The sequence below is a fragment of the Geofilum sp. OHC36d9 genome, assembly GCF_052400685.1.
Lineage (GTDB): Bacteria > Bacteroidota > Bacteroidia > Bacteroidales > Marinilabiliaceae > CAZHHH01.
Window position 1 is genome coordinate 227,608 of record NZ_JBQTGJ010000005.1, and the last position, 18,935, is coordinate 246,542.

The 18,935-nt window shown below is 40.4% G+C and carries 13 protein-coding genes and 1 tRNA gene; 6 read left to right on the forward strand and 8 right to left on the reverse strand.

Features of this window, described 5'->3' with window-relative positions; genetic code table 11:
• Window positions 1-161: 161 nt before the first annotated feature.
• A complete protein-coding gene (locus tag ACT3CD_RS08110; RefSeq protein ID WP_444644639.1) occupies window positions 162-3,179 on the reverse strand; it encodes a two-component regulator propeller domain-containing protein in 3,018 nt (1,005 codons plus the stop codon).
• Window positions 3,180-4,164: 985 nt separating this feature from the next.
• On the opposite strand from ACT3CD_RS08110, the gene ACT3CD_RS08115 reads away from it, so the two are divergent.
• The 4 genes from ACT3CD_RS08115 to ACT3CD_RS08130 all read left to right on the forward strand — a co-directional run bounded on the left by ACT3CD_RS08115 (window position 4,165) and on the right by ACT3CD_RS08130 (window position 8,727).
• Entirely contained in the window at window positions 4,165-4,518 is a 354-nt protein-coding gene (locus ACT3CD_RS08115) for a hypothetical protein (protein ID WP_444644641.1), read from the forward strand.
• A 301-nt stretch (window positions 4,519-4,819) separates the two neighbouring features.
• On the forward strand, window positions 4,820-7,204 hold the full coding sequence (locus ACT3CD_RS08120) for a TonB-dependent receptor (RefSeq protein ID WP_444644643.1): 2,385 nt from the start codon (window positions 4,820-4,822) through the stop codon (window positions 7,202-7,204).
• Window positions 7,205-7,304: 100 nt separating this feature from the next.
• Window positions 7,305-8,114 (forward strand): DUF4625 domain-containing protein, encoded by an 810-nt coding sequence (locus tag ACT3CD_RS08125; protein WP_444644645.1) that lies wholly within the window; start codon window positions 7,305-7,307, stop codon window positions 8,112-8,114.
• Window positions 8,115-8,223: 109 nt separating this feature from the next.
• Window positions 8,224-8,727 carry a DUF4625 domain-containing protein gene (locus ACT3CD_RS08130; RefSeq protein WP_444644646.1) on the forward strand — a complete coding sequence of 168 codons (504 nt, stop codon included), beginning with the start codon at window positions 8,224-8,226 and terminating at the stop codon, window positions 8,725-8,727.
• A 135-nt stretch (window positions 8,728-8,862) separates the two neighbouring features.
• Here ACT3CD_RS08130 and ACT3CD_RS08135 read toward each other — a convergent pair.
• A tRNA-Thr gene (locus ACT3CD_RS08135) sits at window positions 8,863-8,935 on the reverse strand.
• Between the two features lie 35 nt (window positions 8,936-8,970).
• Window positions 8,971-11,427 carry an alpha-ketoacid dehydrogenase subunit alpha/beta gene (locus ACT3CD_RS08140; protein WP_444644648.1) on the reverse strand — a complete coding sequence of 819 codons (2,457 nt, stop codon included), beginning with the start codon at window positions 11,425-11,427 and terminating at the stop codon, window positions 8,971-8,973.
• A 439-nt stretch (window positions 11,428-11,866) separates the two neighbouring features.
• Between ACT3CD_RS08140 and ACT3CD_RS08145 the strand changes: the two genes are divergently transcribed.
• On the forward strand, window positions 11,867-12,061 hold the full coding sequence (locus tag ACT3CD_RS08145; RefSeq protein ID WP_444644650.1) for a hypothetical protein: 195 nt from the start codon (window positions 11,867-11,869) through the stop codon (window positions 12,059-12,061).
• Window positions 12,062-12,177: 116 nt separating this feature from the next.
• On the opposite strand, the gene ACT3CD_RS08150 is transcribed toward ACT3CD_RS08145, so the two are convergent.
• Window positions 12,178-14,172 (reverse strand): T9SS type A sorting domain-containing protein, encoded by a 1,995-nt coding sequence (locus tag ACT3CD_RS08150; RefSeq protein ID WP_444644652.1) that lies wholly within the window; start codon window positions 14,170-14,172, stop codon window positions 12,178-12,180.
• Window positions 14,173-14,725: 553 nt separating this feature from the next.
• Between ACT3CD_RS08150 and ACT3CD_RS08155 the strand changes: the two genes are divergently transcribed.
• Entirely contained in the window at window positions 14,726-15,319 is a 594-nt protein-coding gene (locus tag ACT3CD_RS08155; protein WP_444644654.1) for a YqgE/AlgH family protein, read from the forward strand.
• A gap of 138 nt (window positions 15,320-15,457) precedes the next feature.
• Here the strand turns inward: ACT3CD_RS08155 and ACT3CD_RS08160 are convergent, their stop codons facing one another.
• The 4 genes from ACT3CD_RS08160 to ACT3CD_RS08175 form a co-directional block, all read right to left on the reverse strand.
• Window positions 15,458-16,321: an aminotransferase class IV gene (locus ACT3CD_RS08160; RefSeq protein WP_444644656.1), complete on the reverse strand. Its 864-nt coding sequence runs from the start codon at window positions 16,319-16,321 to the stop codon at window positions 15,458-15,460.
• A 2-nt stretch (window positions 16,322-16,323) separates the two neighbouring features.
• Window positions 16,324-16,941, reverse strand: a complete 618-nt coding sequence (locus ACT3CD_RS08165; protein WP_444644658.1) for a rhomboid family intramembrane serine protease — start codon at window positions 16,939-16,941, stop codon at window positions 16,324-16,326.
• A 57-nt stretch (window positions 16,942-16,998) separates the two neighbouring features.
• Window positions 16,999-18,006 carry a DNA polymerase III subunit delta gene (gene holA / locus ACT3CD_RS08170; protein ID WP_444644660.1) on the reverse strand — a complete coding sequence of 336 codons (1,008 nt, stop codon included), beginning with the start codon at window positions 18,004-18,006 and terminating at the stop codon, window positions 16,999-17,001.
• A gap of 82 nt (window positions 18,007-18,088) precedes the next feature.
• Entirely contained in the window at window positions 18,089-18,868 is a 780-nt protein-coding gene (locus ACT3CD_RS08175) for an AMP nucleosidase (RefSeq protein WP_444644662.1), read from the reverse strand.
• Window positions 18,869-18,935: the final 67 nt, after the last annotated feature.

An 18,935-nucleotide genomic window follows, 5' to 3' on the forward strand; every position in this document is an offset into this window, starting at 1 on the left:
TACAAACTAACACATTGAACTATTGACGGTTGATATTTACAAAAAAAACATCTTCGGCGTCATGCTTGTCACAAAGTCAGTCATTTACGAAATTTTATGACTTCGCAAGCCTTGTCTTTCAACTTTATATTTCAAACACTTAGTTTATAGACAAGCTCTAATTAAAACCTGATCAAAAAATCGTTCAAATTAATTTCTGATTCCAAACATAGTTTTTTGCGTATCCGATATCTACTCGTTTCTAAACTACTCAATGCGATATTTAACATCTGAGCGATATCTTTATTTGATTTATTCATTCGTATATAACTACAAATACGCAAATCGTTTTGTGTTAATTTGGGGTATTGCTGAGCCAATTTAGTTTGAAAGTCATCAAACAAAATATTTACAGTAGTGTCAAGTTCATTATCGCTATTTGTTGTAACTGCGCTTCTATTATGGATTGAATTAATAACTGATTTAAGTTTGCTTTTTAATAATGAAGGATCACTTTGTTCCAATTCTTTCAAATTTTCATAAAGCATTTTCACTTTTTGATCTGTAGCATAGGTATTGTTGACCAATGAGGCTATTTTATTTTGGTTTACTTTATTGGTTTCTTTTAATTGCTCATTGTGTAATTTGAGGTCATTTTGTTCAGCTATCAATTCCCTATTTTTAACTCGAATACTTTGTGTATTGACGACCCTTTTTCTTATCTCAAGATATTTTATCGCGCATATCACGATTATGACGCCTAGCAGTAAAGCAACACCTACCTTAAACCAGTATTGCTGCCAAAAAAAACCATTAATAATAATTAACAATGTTTTATCTGACTCCCAATTTGTCAAATCATAAGATGACCTAACTTTAAAAAAATATTCACCTGGAGGTAAATTAGTATAAGTAGCACTTCTGTATGCTTTCGAAATGATCCACTGTTTGTCGAATCCCTCCAGCTTATATGAAAAATAAAGGCCCAAAGGATTTGAGTAATTGATGGCACAAAAACTTAGAGTCAATACTTTATCATTATAGTCAAGCAGCAACGTGTCGATATCGCATAACAAAACATTTTGTATTACAGTTGTATCAATTTGTCGATCGCGATAACGTTGATCGCAATGAATCGGTTTATGCATGACCTCAATCTTATCAATACATGTTTTACCATTAAAAGCATCTGCACCAATGGTTTCAGGATAAAAGAGACTAAATCCCTCATTTCCGCCAAATATCATGTCTCCGGATTGAAGTAAAGCAAAGGCATTTATATTAACCTCATTAAATCCTAAGCCCTGACTTCGGTTAAAATTGAGAACCTGTTCTGTTTCGGGATCTAAAACTGAAATTCCTTGATTGGTTCCTATCCATAATCGCCCTTTTTTATCAGCGATAACTCCAACTAAAATGAGAGATGGTAGGCCATTACTGATATTAAAAAGCTTTTCAATATGATAGTTACGATCAAGTTTATATAACCCTTTGCCCATGGAGGTGACCCACAAATTACCCAATTTATCCTCATACATTGATGAAGCGGAGTAAATTTCAAAACGATTAAACTGTTTGCTTTGAATATCGTAACAGGTAAGTTTGTCGGGTGAACCAATCCATATATTACCTTTAACATCCTTCTGTAGGTTCCATATCTTATTATTCGGAATGGTATTTAATGTATCCTCAGATGAAAAAAGCTCTTTAAATTCGATAGTTCGATCATTTTTATCTGCCATATCACCGGCAGCAACCATTCTAATACCCTCACCACAGATTCCTAACCAAATATTTTCATCGTCATCCTCTATTATGGAATTTATTTTAGATAAAGGCAAACTATTCCTGTTTTCCGGGTCGTGGGTGAAGTATTTATAAGTTTTTAAGTCAGGCATTAACACAACTAGACTATTTTTACCGGCGAGCCACATTCGTTTCTTGCTGTCCTGAAAAATACAACTGATATCATTGATGTTCAATTTTGAAGTAACGTCTAATTTGGTATAAGTACCATTCTTGGAATTAAAAATATAGACGCCACCGTCGTAAGTGCCAATCCATAATCTTCTTCCTTGATCTTCGAAGCAACAAGATACACTTAAAAGCGTGTGTGATAACTCATCGCGTAAGGAATAAGACGGGAATCGGTTGTGCTCTTTATTAATCATAAAAACACCGGAACCAAAAGTTGAGATCCAGATATTTCCATTATCATCATTAAAGACATCCCATATAAAATCTTGTTTTGTATTCTTTAAATCGGACTGAACCAGTTCACATTTTTCAAAACGCTCTTCTTCCGTATAAAATTTGTACAAGCCCCCACCAAAAGTTGCAACCCATAAAAAATCTTTATCACTTTGCTCAATGGAACGAATGGTTTCGCACTTATCCAAAAAACATTCAAATGAGACTAATGAATTATCTTTAAATTTGTATCGCCACAGGCCTGAATTCCATGTGCCAATCCAATAATTATCAGCATAATCCTGAAATACACAATTGATAATACTATTGGACAATGATTTAAAAGCATTAGTTACACTTGATACAATCTTTCGTTTTCGCATATCAAAAATAGAGAGTCCTCCATTTTCAGTGGCTATCCATAACAACCCTTGTCGGTCTACATACAACGAATTGATATAATTACTTTGTAAGGAACTTGAATCTCCAGGGATAGCTTTATAATTCTCAAATTTCCCATTTGTTTTATCGTAAACTGTTAGTCCGCCTCCATAAGAAGCCAGCCACAATAAGCCATCTTTGTCGATATAAATATCTCTCAAACAATTACAACCCAAATTATTATTTTTATTTGAGCCACTCACTATCTGAGTTACTTTTCCTGTTTTAATATTATATGAATTGAGACCAAATTCGGTTCCAAACCACATGGTTTCACGGTCATTATCTTCAACAATAGCATAAATAACATTGTTTGAGAAAACCTCTCTTCCGTCAGCCGTTTTACTAATAAAATCGAAATCGTATCCGTCAAAAATCTGAACTCCGGAATACGTGCCTATCCAAATTATGCCTCTACTATCCTGTGTTACACACAAAACATGGTTATTTGCAAGTCCTTGCGAGTTGTCAACATTTTTAATTTTTAATTTATTTAAAGGGAGACTGTACCCCATCTGTATAAAAAAAACCTCTATTATTAAAATAATTAAATATTTAATGTACACCATTGTATAAACATTAATTAACAAACAATAAGTATTGATTATAGCATTAATAAATAAATTCAGCGTAAAAACTTAAGTAACTGATAATAAACAACTCAAAACAAAGGCTTACGAAAATCTGAAATGTGTATTTACTTTGATATTTAAAGACAAGCATAGCACAGAAATTTAACTTTTCTTGCAACCTCTAATCAGACCCTTGTAAAATATTTTACTTCTATGATAATTATATATATAAATAGCCGAGTAGATAACTAATATAACGATTTAGTTAACTTATTAAAACGAACAACCAAGCACCACAATTTAAATACAGACAAATTTTTACCAACAACTTTCAAAACAATCAAATTAAAAACAGTTCTATTTTCAAACAGACACAATAGGTTCAAAAACAGGCTCGTATAAATAAAATCATCGATAAATCAAACAGTTATCTCTAGTTTATAGCTGCAAGCAAAATAACAATTTTTACTATCACAGAATCACCTAAACTACAACAGAATAAATATAAAAAATAAAAAAAACGATTTAACAAAAGCCTAATAAAATTTCCCCCTTCTGAAAAAATGCCTCCTATCTTTCTCTCCTTGCGCAATTACTGACTATCAGATAATTTATACCAGAAACCAAATCAATTAACAAATCCTCTTCTCCTAAACTTTTACAAACCCTACCACTTAAAACTCTTATCTATTCAAAACTCCAGAAAGATTACTATTTCCATTATTATCTTTTAATGTGCTTAATACGTTTAGCACCTCCTTAAAGATACATGAGTATTGCTTAATATTTCATGAGTCTACAATTTGATTTTTGAGGTCACATGGAACTTGCCGGAATAATCATTCACCTGTGTGAGAGATTCCTCTCATGCTCACTTCATCTATACATACAGGCTAAACATAAATTCCCCCAATACTATGTAGAATCATTATAAAAAACTATATTTGCAACATTGTTGCATATAATTAGTCGCCAAAGTCGAATGTACCAGCCTAAAAAACATATTATTGTCTTATTACTGTGGATCTTCTTATCGCCACAGGTATATCAGGCATGGCACATAGTAGCGCATCACAGCAATCTGTTACAAAAAAAAGAATGCCTTGACGGATGCCACCATGATACAACGGCAAAGAACAAAGGGTTGCAATGGCAGGAAAAAAAATCATTGTGTCCCATCTTAACATTTCATTTTTATCACATTACCGGGCCTGCTGATGAAACAATTTCCTTCAAGCCCATTTTAGTCACCTCCTTTTTCAAAATCCGGGGAATCTCAAACTACCATCGGTTATACAATGGCTCTGCTTCTTCAAGAGCCCCTCCGGCTGCATAAACAGATACCGGGCAGTGCCAATTTAAGTCAGACAAAAAACAGTCGTGCCACTAAAAATTTCATTTAACACAATTTGTTGTTACATGAAGCTGTTCGACTATAGATAGTGTTTGTCTATAAAGTCAACTGCTTCGTTATGCTTGTCATAAAAACAGTCATTTACGAAAAGTAAACGCCTTGATTTTGAGGACAAGCATAACCCAGAAGTCGGACTTTTCCTGCAAATACCCCATAGCATAACCTATCAATAGCACTGCTCCATTAGTTATACATTTCAGTAAACAAGTATAAACCATTATACATGCGGCAACATAAAAGACTGATGCTGTCTGTTATTGTAATTTTCATGACCACGGTTTTAGCGTCGGCCCAGCACCTCCTCACGGGAAAAGTTCAGGACGAAAAGCGCCAACCTCTTGCCGGTGCCGCCATTAGAGTGATGCCCGGGAACAAAGGAACGGTAACCAACGCCAATGGCATATTTACAATAACAGACCTGCGTCCGGGAAATTATCACATCGAAATATCATTTTTAGGATACGAAAACAAAATCCTAAACGTAGAGCTACCTTCAAATAAAAATACAAACATAACACTAAGCCCCACACATCAAACACTTAACGAAGTGGTCGTTAAAGACAACTACCGCGAACAACGGCACCGTGAAGAGACTTTAAACATAGAAATTGTCAATGATGAATTTCTTCGTCAAAACAGGGGCGGCAGTCTGATGCAATCGTTATCACGACTCCCCGGTTTATCAACCATGACGATAGGCTCGGGTCAAAGCAAACCGGTCATTCGCGGACTGAGCTTTAACCGTATTGTGGTAGTGGAAAACGGCATTAAACACCAGGGACAGCAATGGGGCGATGACCATGGACTGGAAATTGATCAGTTTGCCGCCGACCGTGTGGAAGTAATCAAAGGTCCCGGTGCCATATTGTACGGTTCAGATGCCATCGGCGGCGTTATCGACATACAGCAAAACGGCGTGCCGGCAGAAAACAGTACGGGCGGTACCATCGATCTGACAGCTAAAAGCAACAATGAGTATGTGGGTGGTTCATTATGGCTATACACACGCCACAAAAAAAGCTATTATACCCTGCGTACTACTGTGGCCGGCTATGGTGATTACAAAGTCCCAACCGACAGTGTGGATATCTATTCATACCGGGCACCACTTTATAAACGACACTTACGAAATACCGCCGGCAGAGAACAAGTCATCAATTTTTCAACAGGTTACATCAGCCAACGTTTTCAAAACCGGTTATTTCTGAGTTTTCTGAACAATAAAAATGGATTCTTTGCCAATGCGCACGGCCTGGAGCCGATGCAGGTAGACACCCTTGTGCACGACCGCTCGTCGCGTGACATACGGGACCCTTTTCATAAAGTCAATCACGTTAAAGTAATCAACCGAAGTAAATGGCAAATCAACAATAGTATCTGGACAAACGACGTCGGTTATCAACGTAACTTCCGACAGGAATGGAGCCGATATACCAGTCACGGTTTTATGCCTGCGGTATTTCCCGAAGGGCTCAATTTCCCTTCCGACCTGGAGCGTGAATTCGTAAAAAATACTTTTTCATGGAATACCAAAGGCAGCTGGAACGTCGCTAAAAAGCTAAAAATAAGTACTGGTATTAATATAGAATACCAACACAACCGCATTGATGGTCGGGGATTTATCATCCCGGCCTTCGACCAGCAAAGTGCAGGAACCTTTTTTTACGGAAAATATAGTATTAACGACCAAAGTCTTTTACACGCAGGCATACGTTATGATTATGGACGCATTCATACAGAACACTATAACGATTGGTTCACCACGCCAGTAAACGACACAGATGTTCATCTGAAGAGAGCTGAGGAACTGACCCGACAATTCAGCAGCTTTTCATGGGCGATAGGCCTTAATCGCTCTGTAGACCACTTCAATCTGAAAGGAAATGTAGGTAAAAGTTACAGAACACCAACAGCTCAGGAACTGGCAGCCAATGGCGTGAACTATCACCGCTTTAGCTACGAAGTGGGTAACCACAATTTGAATCCCGAAGTAGCTTATCAGGTAGACGCCGGTATTGAATGGAGCAAGCATAAAACAGCCATTGGAATTACGCCTTTCCTGAACTATTTCACCAACTATATCTATCTGAATCCCACATCGCAACACGACCGGCTCTACGGCAATGGTAATCAAGTTTTTTACTACACACAAAATGAAGTGCTGCGCTATGGAACCGAGATGCATATCCATTTCAGTCCCACACCAAAAATAAAAACCGGCTTTATCGGCGAATATTTGTATTCAGAACAGATGAACGGAGATAAAAAAGGATTCACATTACCATGGTCGCCTCCGGCTACTGCTCTGTTTAACCTAAAATACCTCCCGTATACAGGCAGGCATTTCAGTGAGACATATATTTCATTGGATTACAAACTAACTGCCCCCCAAAACCGAATTGTGCCACCGGAAGAAAAAACCGACGGCTACCAGCTTTTAAATTTATCGGCCGGTAGCACCTTAGGGCCCTCGGGACGAACGTCGATAAACATGCAAATTCAAAATATTTTCAACACAAAATATTTTGATCACACAGATGTTTACAGGCTTATTAATGCACCCAGACCAGGAACCAACGTCATTATAAACATCAAAACAACATTTTAATTGATCGTCACGAAAACAACCATGCGCGCAAAAAGACACCAATAATATAAGTAAAAAGCACCCATGGCACTATAATTCACACATCTTAAATTTTAAAAAAATGAAAACAATCAAATTAGTAACCACAGTCATTTTATCATTGACACTTCTTTTTACGTCATGCAATGAGGATGATGTATCAGCGCCTGCTATCAGGAATCTGGAAATCGGATTGGAAAACAACCATATAGGTTACATTGGTAACGAACTACATCTGGAAGCCGACATTGAAGCCTCCGGCATAATAGATGAGGTAACAGTAACGATTAACCATAAAACAATCGGAAATAACACAATTAAGGCATCCTACACAGAATTTGCAGGGCTTAAAAACACGCTTTTTCACGAACATATAGACATACCTGACGGCTCAGAAGCCGGCACTTACATTCTTGACTTCATCGTTACCGATCAAGCCGGCCGGCAAACCATTATTCAAGAAGAAATAGAGATAGAAATTACAACCGAAACACAGGCGCCTGAAATAACAATAGCATCAGTTCCCTCTGAAAACAAAATATTTCAAAAAAATGATACCATAATAATTTCAGGAACTGTAACCGATAATCATTCGCTCGGAGGGATATACATAGGACTGGTGCGGGAAAATCAGAACCTTAACGATGAAAATATAGGCGACAGCAATACCATTACAATACTGCACACTCACGACTTTGAAAATTCGCAGTCGTTTAATTTTACGGCCAAACTGGTTACCGGTTCGGAACAGGACAATAACACAACGCCTAAAATTATAACTAATAATTTGGCCTGGCAATCCGGCAACTATTTCATCGTCGTTAAAAGTCAGGATGTCTCTGGTAACTGGGCATTTTCAGACCGCTATCCCATCATCATAAAGATGGACTAAACAAAACGAAGAATTGATGACAGACCAATTAAACAGAAGGTCTTTTTATCATTCTGAAAAATATTTTGCATTAAAAAAAAACTCAGCTATTCTAATTAAAAACGACAAAATGAAATCATTGATATTACCCATAGCAATACTTTTAGCAGTTATTACTGCTTTATCATCCTGCAGCAAGGACGATGTAGACGACACCAAACCCATTATTGATATGACCCTCGAATCAACATTTCCCCAAAACTGTGACACCATTTATTTTGGGGAGCCATTCATCTTTAATGCCGGTTTTTCAGATAACAACGAACTGGGCACAACCAATGCCTTTAGTCTCGAGATACATAATAATTTTAACCACCACGCGCATAGCACCGAAGTAACGGAATGTGAATTAGATCCGGCTAAAGATCCTGAAAATCCTTTTACACTTATAGCAGAATACGACATCCCGGAAGGTAAAAATTACTATGAACCTATGGAACAAATCACCATTCCCCATGGCGACGAAAACGGCCTGTACGACGAAGGTGACTATCATTTTTTCATCAGTCTGGCGGACAAAAATGGCTGGACAGTACAAAAAGGACTCAGCATAAAAATTATCAGAAGACCGTAAATACAGAGGTATTTTAAGACACTAAAGCGACAATCAACGCATTGGTAGCAGGAGTACACACGCACCATCTCACTCACAAACAACCTTGTACAAACGAAAGCCTGACAGAAATAACTGTCAGGCTTTTATTATGTGAGCCTCTCATGGGACTCGAACCCACGACCTGCTCATTACGAATGAGCTGCTCTACCAGCTGAGCTAAAGAGGCAATGCAGCTGCAAAAGTATTCATTTTTCTAAAATCTCATGAATAAATCGACGGAAATTTTTCAGGATTCGAATCATACATCAAATCATAGATTGCTTCATACACATCTTCGGCACTTGGTTTACTAAAATAATCGCCATCGGTACCATAAGCAGGCCGATGATCGCGGGCCGAAATTGTTACAGGCGGCGTATCCAGATAAAAGAACCCCTTTTGCTCTTCCACCACCTGCTGCATCATATAAGCCGAGGCCCCGCCCGGCACATCTTCATCAAAAAATACAACACGGCCTGTTTTCTGCAACGATGCCACAATAGTCTGATTAATATCGAAAGGCAACAATGTCTGCACATCAATCACCTCGACCGACACGCCAATCTGTGCCAGCTGATCGGCCGCTTCCATTCCTATTCGCACGCAAGCACCATAAGTCACCAGCGTCACATCCTCTCCCTCACGCATAACCTCTGGCTGTCCCAGAGGGATACGAAATTCCCCGGGATTCAGGGGCTGCGGTTCACGCAACCGATAACCATTAAGAGGTTCAATCACCAACCCGGGGTCGTCACCCTGCAATAAAGTATTATAAAAGCCGGCTGCTCGTGTCATATCGCGCGGCACACAGACATAAATACCGCGAATGGAATTAATGACCATACTCAACGGCGAACCCGCATGCCATGGACCTTCCAACCGATGGCCCCGTGTACTGACAATCAACGGCACTTTCTGTCCGCCTTTGGTGCGGTAATGTAATGTGGCAACATCATCGCTCAGTGTCTGCAACGCATACAGCAAATAATCGAAATACTGTATCTCAGCTATGGGACGCAAACCACGTAGTGCTAAACCAATACCTTTACCGATAATGGTCGTCTCCCGAATGCCTGTATCAAACACTCTCTTCTCGCCATACTTTAGCTGCATGCCTTCCAACGTTTGATTAACGCCCCCCAACATACCACTATCCTCACCAAAAATTAACACCCGCGGATCACGACTCAAAAGGCTGTCAAAATTCTCCTGCAACACCAAACGGCCATGAATCATTTCAGGCTTCTCTGCGTATTTAGGCGGCACAGGCGCAACCTTCAAGGCCGACTTCGACGACTCATCGTATAAACGATCGTTGTACCTTTTATTATTGGCAGCACTATACTTCATAACCCATGCTTTAATACTGGCTTTAGAACCATTTTCCTGACTACAACCCGAACAAGCATGACGAAGAATTTTACGCGCGGCCATCATGATTTCCTTACGGGTAAGGACCAAAGCATTATTAAGCTGTTTTAAAGCATCATCCACAAGATTCTGATGCGCCGAAGAACAGACACACTGCTTTGAAGCCACCAGTTGTAACAACTCATCTCTCTCTGCTTTCAGCGGGCCCATATAATCCTCAAAAGCAGAATCACGGGCAGACTTAACCTCGGCCAGGGCCTCCTTTTCAATGGCCTCAATTTCTTCAACAGCAGCAATACCCGTTTCCAGCATCCATTTACGCATCTGGTTAATGCAATCGTATTCTTTCTCCCATTCCAGACGCTCCTTTGTTTTATAACGTTCATGCGAACCACTGGTTGAGTGCCCCATCTGCTGGGTCATCTCCTCAATGTGAAAGAGCACTGGAACATGTTCTTTACGGCAACGCGTAATGCCCTCTTCAAACATCTGGCAAAGACCCGCATAGTCCCACCCTCGTGCTTTATAAATGACAATACCTGTGGCATCACGTGGACCTTTCTCAAAACCTTTGAGCAGTTTAGAAATACTCCCTTTAGTTGTTTGTTTATCGGTTGGAACAGAAATGGCAAATCCATCATCCCAAATAGAAACCGCCATCGGTATCTGCAACAATGCCGCGGCATTCATGGTCTCAAAAAAATGCCCCTCAGATGTACTGCCATCGCCAATGGTGGTAAAGACCACTTCATTACCGTTATGGCTAAATTTCGTTTGATCTTTGAGATCCGGATTGTTACGATATAATTTTGAGGCCAATGCCAATCCCACCGACCGGGGCATTTGTCCGGCCGTTGGACTGATATCAGAAGCGGTATTCTTTGATTCCATCTGCGAACGCCAATTGCCATCAGCGTCAATGAGCCTTGTACCGAAATGATTATTAAATGAACGACCACCATTATCAGGATTTAACGCCGTATCTGTTTCACCATAAAGCAATGCAAAAAAGTTCTTTGGTGTAGTCATTCCGCAAGCTAACATAAAGGTCTGATCACGATAATAACCCGAACGCCAGTCGCCATTTTTAAACTGTTTGGCCAAGGCGATTTGTGCCACCTCTTTACCATCTCCAAAAATTCCAAACTTGGCCTTTCCTGTGAGCACTTCACGGCGTCCCAGCAAGCTCATTTGACGACTTACATGAGCCAATCGATAATCTTTAAGTACCTCCCGTTTAAACTGTTCAAAACTTAGCTCATCTTCTGACATTGCAGCTACCTCCATAATATTTTCTCTCTTTAGCATACAAATTAATAAAATTAAAATGGAAGTGAGAACAACTTCCCCAATAGCAAGGCAAAGCATCCGCTATAAACAGATACTAATACCTCTTAAATTCAGTGTGTCTATAAAGTCCAACTCTTGCGATACGCTTGCTCTCAAAATGGTCTTTTACACCAATAAACTCAAATTTCAGAACTGAATAAACCTCAAAAATGAAGTTTTTTTATCTACCACAAAAGTTTTCAAACAAGCACTAAATAATACTATAGGATTCTGTTTCACATCCATCATTCCCTTTTTTTCGCCAGTCTGTTTTTCGGGAAAAGAACATTCTGCCCTTTCAAACAGATAAAAGTTGAGAATGTTTACAGCAATACTGAGAAAGGTCGTCATTTAGACAACTGTAAAAAAACCCTTCAATTCAGTAAATTTGTCTATTTTTGCATAAAACATTTGAGCTATGATTTGGAAGATATTATTGTTATCAATTGGGATGATGGGCGTTGTCGCCTTTCTCATGTCGTTTAATGTCATCTTCAGAAAAAAAAGATTCCCCAACTCACATATTGGCGCCAGCCGCGAAATGGCTAAAAGAGGTATTTCCTGCGCCACATCGCAAGATAGGGAAGCACGACAAAAAGGCACCGCTTTTTAAAAAAAAGGAAGAATGGCGACATGCCGTTCCACAATCAAAAAAACATTTCGAAATTAGTTACAACTAAAAAAGCAGTCCAAAACCGGACTGCTTTTTTAGGATCCTAACAACACCTGTTATCTCTTCACAACTTTAACAACATTGGTTTTGCCAGTTATCGTAGTTACCCGAACCAGATATATACCCTTCACCAAATCAGACATCGGTACAGCAGCAACATCAATTCCAATATTTTTCATCCAGCGAACAGTGACTCCGCCAGCATTAACAACCTCGATGGTACTAATAACATCTGAAGCACGCACCACTAAAATATCAGAGACGGGATTTGGAGCAATGGTAAATTGAGATGCTCCGCCCTCAGAAACAGATGTTTCATTGTCAACCAACACATCATCAGCATTACGAGGCGCCAATTTAAATTGACCATAATTGAAATTCATCAATCCGGTGATAGAAATATATTTTTCGTCGGCTGTGGCAACATGTTCGTATAAAAGATTATCGACAACGCCATTATTTTCGCCATCCGTAACTTCAAACTCCTTGTATTCGTCGGGTTCACCAACGGCAATAACGTCATCAAGTCTTACCAACATACTTTCGTACCTATCCTCAAAAGGAAGAGTAACAACCATTGGGTCGTATAATTCATTCCCGGTAGAAATCGGCTCATAATACGAAACATTGGTCAACACAGCCAAACCATTTGCATATGAAACCATGGCAATAATCTTCAACTGATCGCCCACATTAACATCAGACGTTACATTCGCATCGTTGACATAAATACCATTCCAGGCCTCGGCAGCACCTTGCAGGAAAAAGCCTAAATTTGCATTCTTCGCAGTCACCAGCCCACCGGTCATCACATACTGTCCCCAAAACGCCGGCTCATCGCTTTCATTCCGGATATCAGCAATTGTGATCTCTGACGTACCTTCGGTCGTTGTAAACCACCAGTCTACCCCATCCCATGTATTAGGCGTAGGCGCCCCATCCGTTACGGCCCCCGCATCAACAGACACATAATACTTTGTTTCAGGCTTTAGCAACTGCGGCATCTCAATGGTCACATAATACCCCATGAAACCAACCGCCTCCGACGCAACGTCAAAAATATAAGCAGGTTCGGTTGCCCCATCTTCGGTGAGTTCGATATTTCCGGTACCGGCCACAACTTCTTCTCCAAACATCAAAATTAACTTTCCTACCGACACAAAATCTTCTTCCTCAAAAGTGAAAAACAAATCAGTTCCTACCTGAGCTTGAGATGCCGGGAAAAGACCTTCAAGACCGGCAAATAAATTATCGGTAATGGTAAACCAATCACTTTCAGCATAAACATCACTATTCAAATTATCAACAATCCGAATCATATAAGTACCATCCTGAGCATCAACAGGTATTGTAAATGCCAGGGTTTGTAGAGAAGCATCAATTTCTTCCAGCCCATCAACAGGTTCCCAATCATCACCACTCTCTTTTACTTCCACACGGATATTATCCACATCCACGGCTGTCCAGGTAAAAGAAATCTCCTCATCGGGCTGAATATCACTGGTTGACAATACCAAATTAGATAAAGAAGCAGATGAATTGCCGTAAGCCGACCATTCTATATTGTCAATAGCAACCTGTCCGTCGCTGCTATTTTCATTCATAAACTTTAGAACAACATCACCTTCAACATTCACAGTCAGCGCACCGGAACTTTTTACGATACCAAGTTCATCATCAGAAGTAACAGTCGCAACGGCTACGTCATTGACTAAAACAGACAAATTTACACTCGTTGAAAAAGTCTGCATATAATCAAAACTAAGCGTTCCGATCCCTCCGGGTATTGTACCGGATGCGAGCTGAGACACAGGATTCCTGTCCTTCCCTATCATAATAGCTTTACCGGTAATCTCCTTATCACCCCGACACTGCTCATAATTCCAGACAATACCATCCTGTCCGGTAAACGAACCATCTGAATAGGTGGCTCCGGAAAGCGCCAAATTCTCAAACGTTTCATTTCCCTGTGCCACTATTTCCGACCAGTCAAATAAAAATGTAAAGGCCGCAAAAACGACAAAAAACTTAAATAGTAAAGATTTTTTCATAACGTTAAAATTTTGTTGGTTTTTAAAATTATTAATATGGGCCACAAAATATAATCGTCTGACAGAAAATCATTAACAAAACATTTTAAACATTTGTACTGTTAAAGTTATAATTAAAAAACTAAACAATCAAACTTTACACCAACCACCTCATCAATCACAACCAACTCATCATCAAATCAATCTAAAACAAAAACAGTCTCTACCCGAAAAAACCTTTAGCAGACAAAAAAATCATTTTTAAAACTTGCGAAGCTTACAAATGTGAATTTTTCATGGTAAATGACCATTTAATGACAAGCATAACGCCGAAGTCAGACGTCTCTTACAAAGCCAAAGTCATCTGATTACGTCAACCAAAAAGCAAATAAACAGTCGGCCCCCCATACCTCCAGAATCATTAAAATACTTTGGCATCAAAGAGATATGATTAGCAGAAAACATAAAAATTTATTTTTGCGCAAAAAATATTTTGTTTTCTCACATAGAAGTTAGTAACTTAAATTTCAATAACGAGAGAGAGAGATTGTGGAACGAACGAAAAAGCAACAAGATGAAAAATATCGACTTAAACATTTTCAAAGCCAATCATACCAAAATTCATCCTGGAAAAGGTCGCATATTAATAGCCGAGCCCTTTTTGCAAGGACCGTATTTTGCAAGATCCATAGTACTTCTTACAGAGCACAGTGAAGAAGGCTCTGTAGGTTTTATTCTCAACAAAGCCACCGATGTATATCCCGACGAAGTGATTGACGATCTGTTCAGCTTCAACGGCGAACTATTTATTGGCGGACCGGTCTCCTCCAACACCTTACACTTTCTGCATACATTGGGAAAAAAAGTCCCCGGCGCCATTAAAATAACCCAGAATATTTATTGGGGTGGCGACTTTGAAGAAATAAAAAAACTCATTAACGAAGGCAAAGCCGACAGCCATTCGGTTCGTTTCTTTGCCGGCTATTCAGGATGGACAGCCGGACAATTGGAAAATGAAATAGCTGAAAACTCATGGATCGTCTCATCGTTGGACGACTGCCAATTGATGACCGCCGACACCAACACCATTTGGAAAGAGAGTCTGAAAAACATTGGAAATCTGTATAAAACATGGAGTAATTTTCCGAATAACCCATCTTTTAATTAATCCAAGTGCATAAGGAAGTTTGGCTATAAAGTTAAAATTCAAGGCGTGCGAAGTCATAAAAATCGAGGCATTTACTTTTCGTAAATAACTGCGTTTATGGCAAGCCTAACGAATTAGTACTTTGTGGCCAAACACCAATTAACGGCTCACATCGTTACACAACGCCGCATACAACTCACGGGCAACGCGGGTAAAATAGCGTCGCTGTTGCAAGCCAACCACCCACCTGATGCCGGTAATTACATTGGTAAGAAATATTTCGTCGGCAGCCATCAGATCATCGGCCGTCGCTCCCTGATTTTCCATCACCTGAATGTTTAGCTGCTTAGCCAGCCGAATAATTTGTCGCCGCATAATACCATCCACACACCCCGATGCCACCACCGGCGTGAAGAGCCGTTCCCCTTTCACCCAAAACAAATTAGCGCTTACCGATTCTATAAAACGGGCATTGCCATTCACCACCAGGGCATCGTCCAACACCTGCTCCCGGGCATAAATGCCTGCCAGAATATTGGCCTGCGAGGCCAGCGTTTTAAATGGTGAAGCAGGTGTCAACAAACGAGGGAAGTCGGTAAACAACCCGACATGCAACCCCTTATCGAGCCATTGGTAACCTTTATCTTTAAGAACCGTTGTTTCAAGAAGCCATGAGGCACTCAAATTATCGGGGGTGTACAAACCCTCACCGCGCCTAAAAATGGTGATTCGCACCCGGCCATCATTAAACACCCGGTTTTTAACCAACAAATCAAGAATCTGAACTTCCAGCCGCTCCTTGGTTGGAAATCCACCCATAAAAAACCGCAGCGTAGCCAACCCCTCTATTAAACGTTGATAATGGTCGTTCCAAAACAACAAACGCCCTTTGTGATAATGAATTGTCTCAAACAAGCCATCGCCAAAACGAAAGGCCCGATTCGACGGCCGCACAAAAAAACTTTCGGTGGTACGCAACACCCCGTCATAAACCAGGTATTTAGCTGTCGGTTGACGCTCCATCTCTACCAATGAAATACGAGTAACTTATTAATAAAAACATTCAACAACGAAGGATCGGAAATAACCGGAAATAAAAGGCCGTAAACTGCGCCCCAGAAGTGCGCATCATGGCCAACATTATCCACCTGCTTGCGAGCCATATAAGCCGAATAAATTAAATACAACACCCCAAAAACAATACCCGGTATTTTTATGGCAAAGAAAAACAAAATCGGATTATACGGATCGAAAAAAATGCTGGCAAAGACAACAGCCGACACTGCCCCGGATGCTCCCACAGCATTGTAATTGGGATTATCACGATTTTTCCAGACACTATACATCGACGACAGCGGAATGGCCGTAACAAACAGCAACAAAAAACGAAGACCAGACAGCCCCGGCAAATAATGCTGAAAATAAAATATCACAGCATAGCCAAACGAATACAGAACGTACATGTTAACCAAAAGATGCATCCAGTCAACATGCAAAAAGCCGTGCATCAACAAACGCACATACTGTTTGCGGTGCACCACACTCCAGGCATTCAGCTGAAACCGGTACATCAATTCAGTACGGCTAAACGCCGCGATACTAAACAAACTTATGGCAATAATCAGAATAATATGTATCGACATCAGAACAAAAAATTTAGAGACACTGCCACTTCATAAAACAGACAGTTGAAAGTATTATTAATGCAAAATTTTAAACACCATTTCCTGTAACAACTCTGCGGGTGGCGTGTTCACATTTCCAAACCCTTTAGCTTTCATATCGTACTCGCGCAACAACGAAATAATTTCAGCCACCTTCACCCCTTTAAAATTGCGGGCACCCGTTTCATAATCGGCCACAAAAAACGGATTAATCTTTAACTGCGAAGCCACGTTTGACTTGCTTTTATCGGGCAGATAATAATAGGTCAGCAACTTGCTGAAATAGCCAAACAAAGTCGCCGTTATGGCCGGCATGGCATACGTTTTAGGATCGGCGCCAAACACTTTAACAATGCGGTTGGCTTTTTCAACATTGCGGGTGTATAGCGCCTTCTGTAGCTCAAACACATTATATTCCTTGCTGACGCCAACATTTCGGTAAACATGATCCTCCGATATTTTAGTAACCCCCGGCCCCATAGCCACCACCAGCTTATCAACAGACTGAACCACTTTTTCGAGTTCCGAGCCGAGATAGTCCGTCAGCATAACCAGTGCCTTGGGCTCAATGGTCAGTCCCCGCTCTTTCAGGTAACCGTTAATCCAGGCCCCAACCTGGTTATCGTACAGCCGCTTCCCCTCGAATATCACAGCTTTCTTCTGCGCTTTAAGAGCAGCATAAACTTTGGTCCGCTTATCAAGCTTTTTATATTTATAGCTAATAACCAATACCGTAGATGGTTGCGGGGTACGAAAATAACTTTCAAACCGATCGAAGCCGTTCAGCTCCTGTGCCTCGCGCAACACGACCAGTTGACGCGTCGCGCCCATGGGGAAACGACGTGCCGTCTCTATCACCGCCGTGGTATCGGCATCCTTACCGTAAAATACCGCCTCATTAAAAGCACGCTCCTCATCCTTCAACGCATGCTTCTGAATGGTCGTTGCCAGCTTATCAATAAAATAAGGCTCTTCACCGGTCAAAAAATAAATCGGAGCCAGCTGACCCGCCGAGGCTTGTTTCAATATCTCTTCAAATGTCATTTATTATATTGCTTTGTGCAGATTATCATAGGCATGCTGCGTCAAAATAACACAACCGCCTGTTGGTGTTACAACGTTCAGATCACCAATTATCAAACTTCAGGTGTTTCACCGACCTACCGTCATGAATAATTTCTTCCAACGCCTTCACCCCAATACGAATATGACTCTCCACAAAATTCTTCGTCACTTTTTTATCACTATCCGCCGTTTTGATGCCCGTCGAAATCATCGGCTGATCCGACACCAGCAACAGCGCACCCGTTGGTATCGAATTGGCAAACCCCACCGTGAATATCGTCGCCGTTTCCATATCAATGGCCATAGCCCGCGTCTTACCAAGGTATCTCTTAAAGCGTTCGTCATACTCCCACACCCGCTTATTGGTTGTAAACACCGTTCCTGTATAATAATCACTTCCCTCGTCGCGTATGGCCGACGACACCGCACGTTGCAAACTAAAAGCGGGCAAAGCCGGCACCTCCGCCGGCAGGTAATCGTCCGACGTACCATCGCTGCGAATCGCCGCAATAGGCAAAATTAAATCGCCCAGCTTATTAATATTTTTCAGCCCCCCGCATTTACCCAAAAAAAGCACCGCCTTCGGCTTTATCGCACTCAACAAATCCATTACCGTAGCCGCATTTGGACTACCCATCCCAAAATTTATAATGGTAATACCGTTGGCACTACAATTGGGCATATTACTATTCTCGCCCAAAACAGGAGCATTATACCATTTCGAAAACAGCTCAACATAATAGCTGAAATTGGTCAACAAAATATAATCGGTAAAATCAGTCAGCTCACGTCCTGTATAGCGCGGCAACCAATTTTCCACTATTTCCTGTTTCGTTTTCATAACATACATTTAATAAGCATCCCGAAAGATAATTTATCTATTTCTAATAACAAACCATTCCCCAAAA

Coding starts and splice junctions, on each gene's coding strand:
- ACT3CD_RS08160 (WP_444644656.1), bottom strand. CDS start 16,321: ATGGAGCGTCAACCGACAGCTAAATACCTGGTTTATGACGGGGTGTTG.
- holA (WP_444644660.1), bottom strand. CDS start 18,006: ATGACATTTGAAGAGATATTGAAACAAGCCTCGGCGGGTCAGCTGGCT.
- ACT3CD_RS08175 (WP_444644662.1), bottom strand. CDS start 18,868: ATGAAAACGAAACAGGAAATAGTGGAAAATTGGTTGCCGCGCTATACA.
- ACT3CD_RS08130 (WP_444644646.1), top strand. CDS start 8,224: ATGAAATCATTGATATTACCCATAGCAATACTTTTAGCAGTTATTACT.
- ACT3CD_RS08115 (WP_444644641.1), top strand. CDS start 4,165: ATGTACCAGCCTAAAAAACATATTATTGTCTTATTACTGTGGATCTTC.
- ACT3CD_RS08145 (WP_444644650.1), top strand. CDS start 11,867: ATGATTTGGAAGATATTATTGTTATCAATTGGGATGATGGGCGTTGTC.
- ACT3CD_RS08155 (WP_444644654.1), top strand. CDS start 14,726: ATGAAAAATATCGACTTAAACATTTTCAAAGCCAATCATACCAAAATT.
- ACT3CD_RS08165 (WP_444644658.1), bottom strand. CDS start 16,941: ATGTCGATACATATTATTCTGATTATTGCCATAAGTTTGTTTAGTATC.
- ACT3CD_RS08150 (WP_444644652.1), bottom strand. CDS start 14,172: ATGAAAAAATCTTTACTATTTAAGTTTTTTGTCGTTTTTGCGGCCTTT.
- ACT3CD_RS08140 (WP_444644648.1), bottom strand. CDS start 11,427: ATGCTAAAGAGAGAAAATATTATGGAGGTAGCTGCAATGTCAGAAGAT.
- ACT3CD_RS08125 (WP_444644645.1), top strand. CDS start 7,305: ATGAAAACAATCAAATTAGTAACCACAGTCATTTTATCATTGACACTT.
- ACT3CD_RS08120 (WP_444644643.1), top strand. CDS start 4,820: ATGCGGCAACATAAAAGACTGATGCTGTCTGTTATTGTAATTTTCATG.
- ACT3CD_RS08110 (WP_444644639.1), bottom strand. CDS start 3,179: ATGGTGTACATTAAATATTTAATTATTTTAATAATAGAGGTTTTTTTT.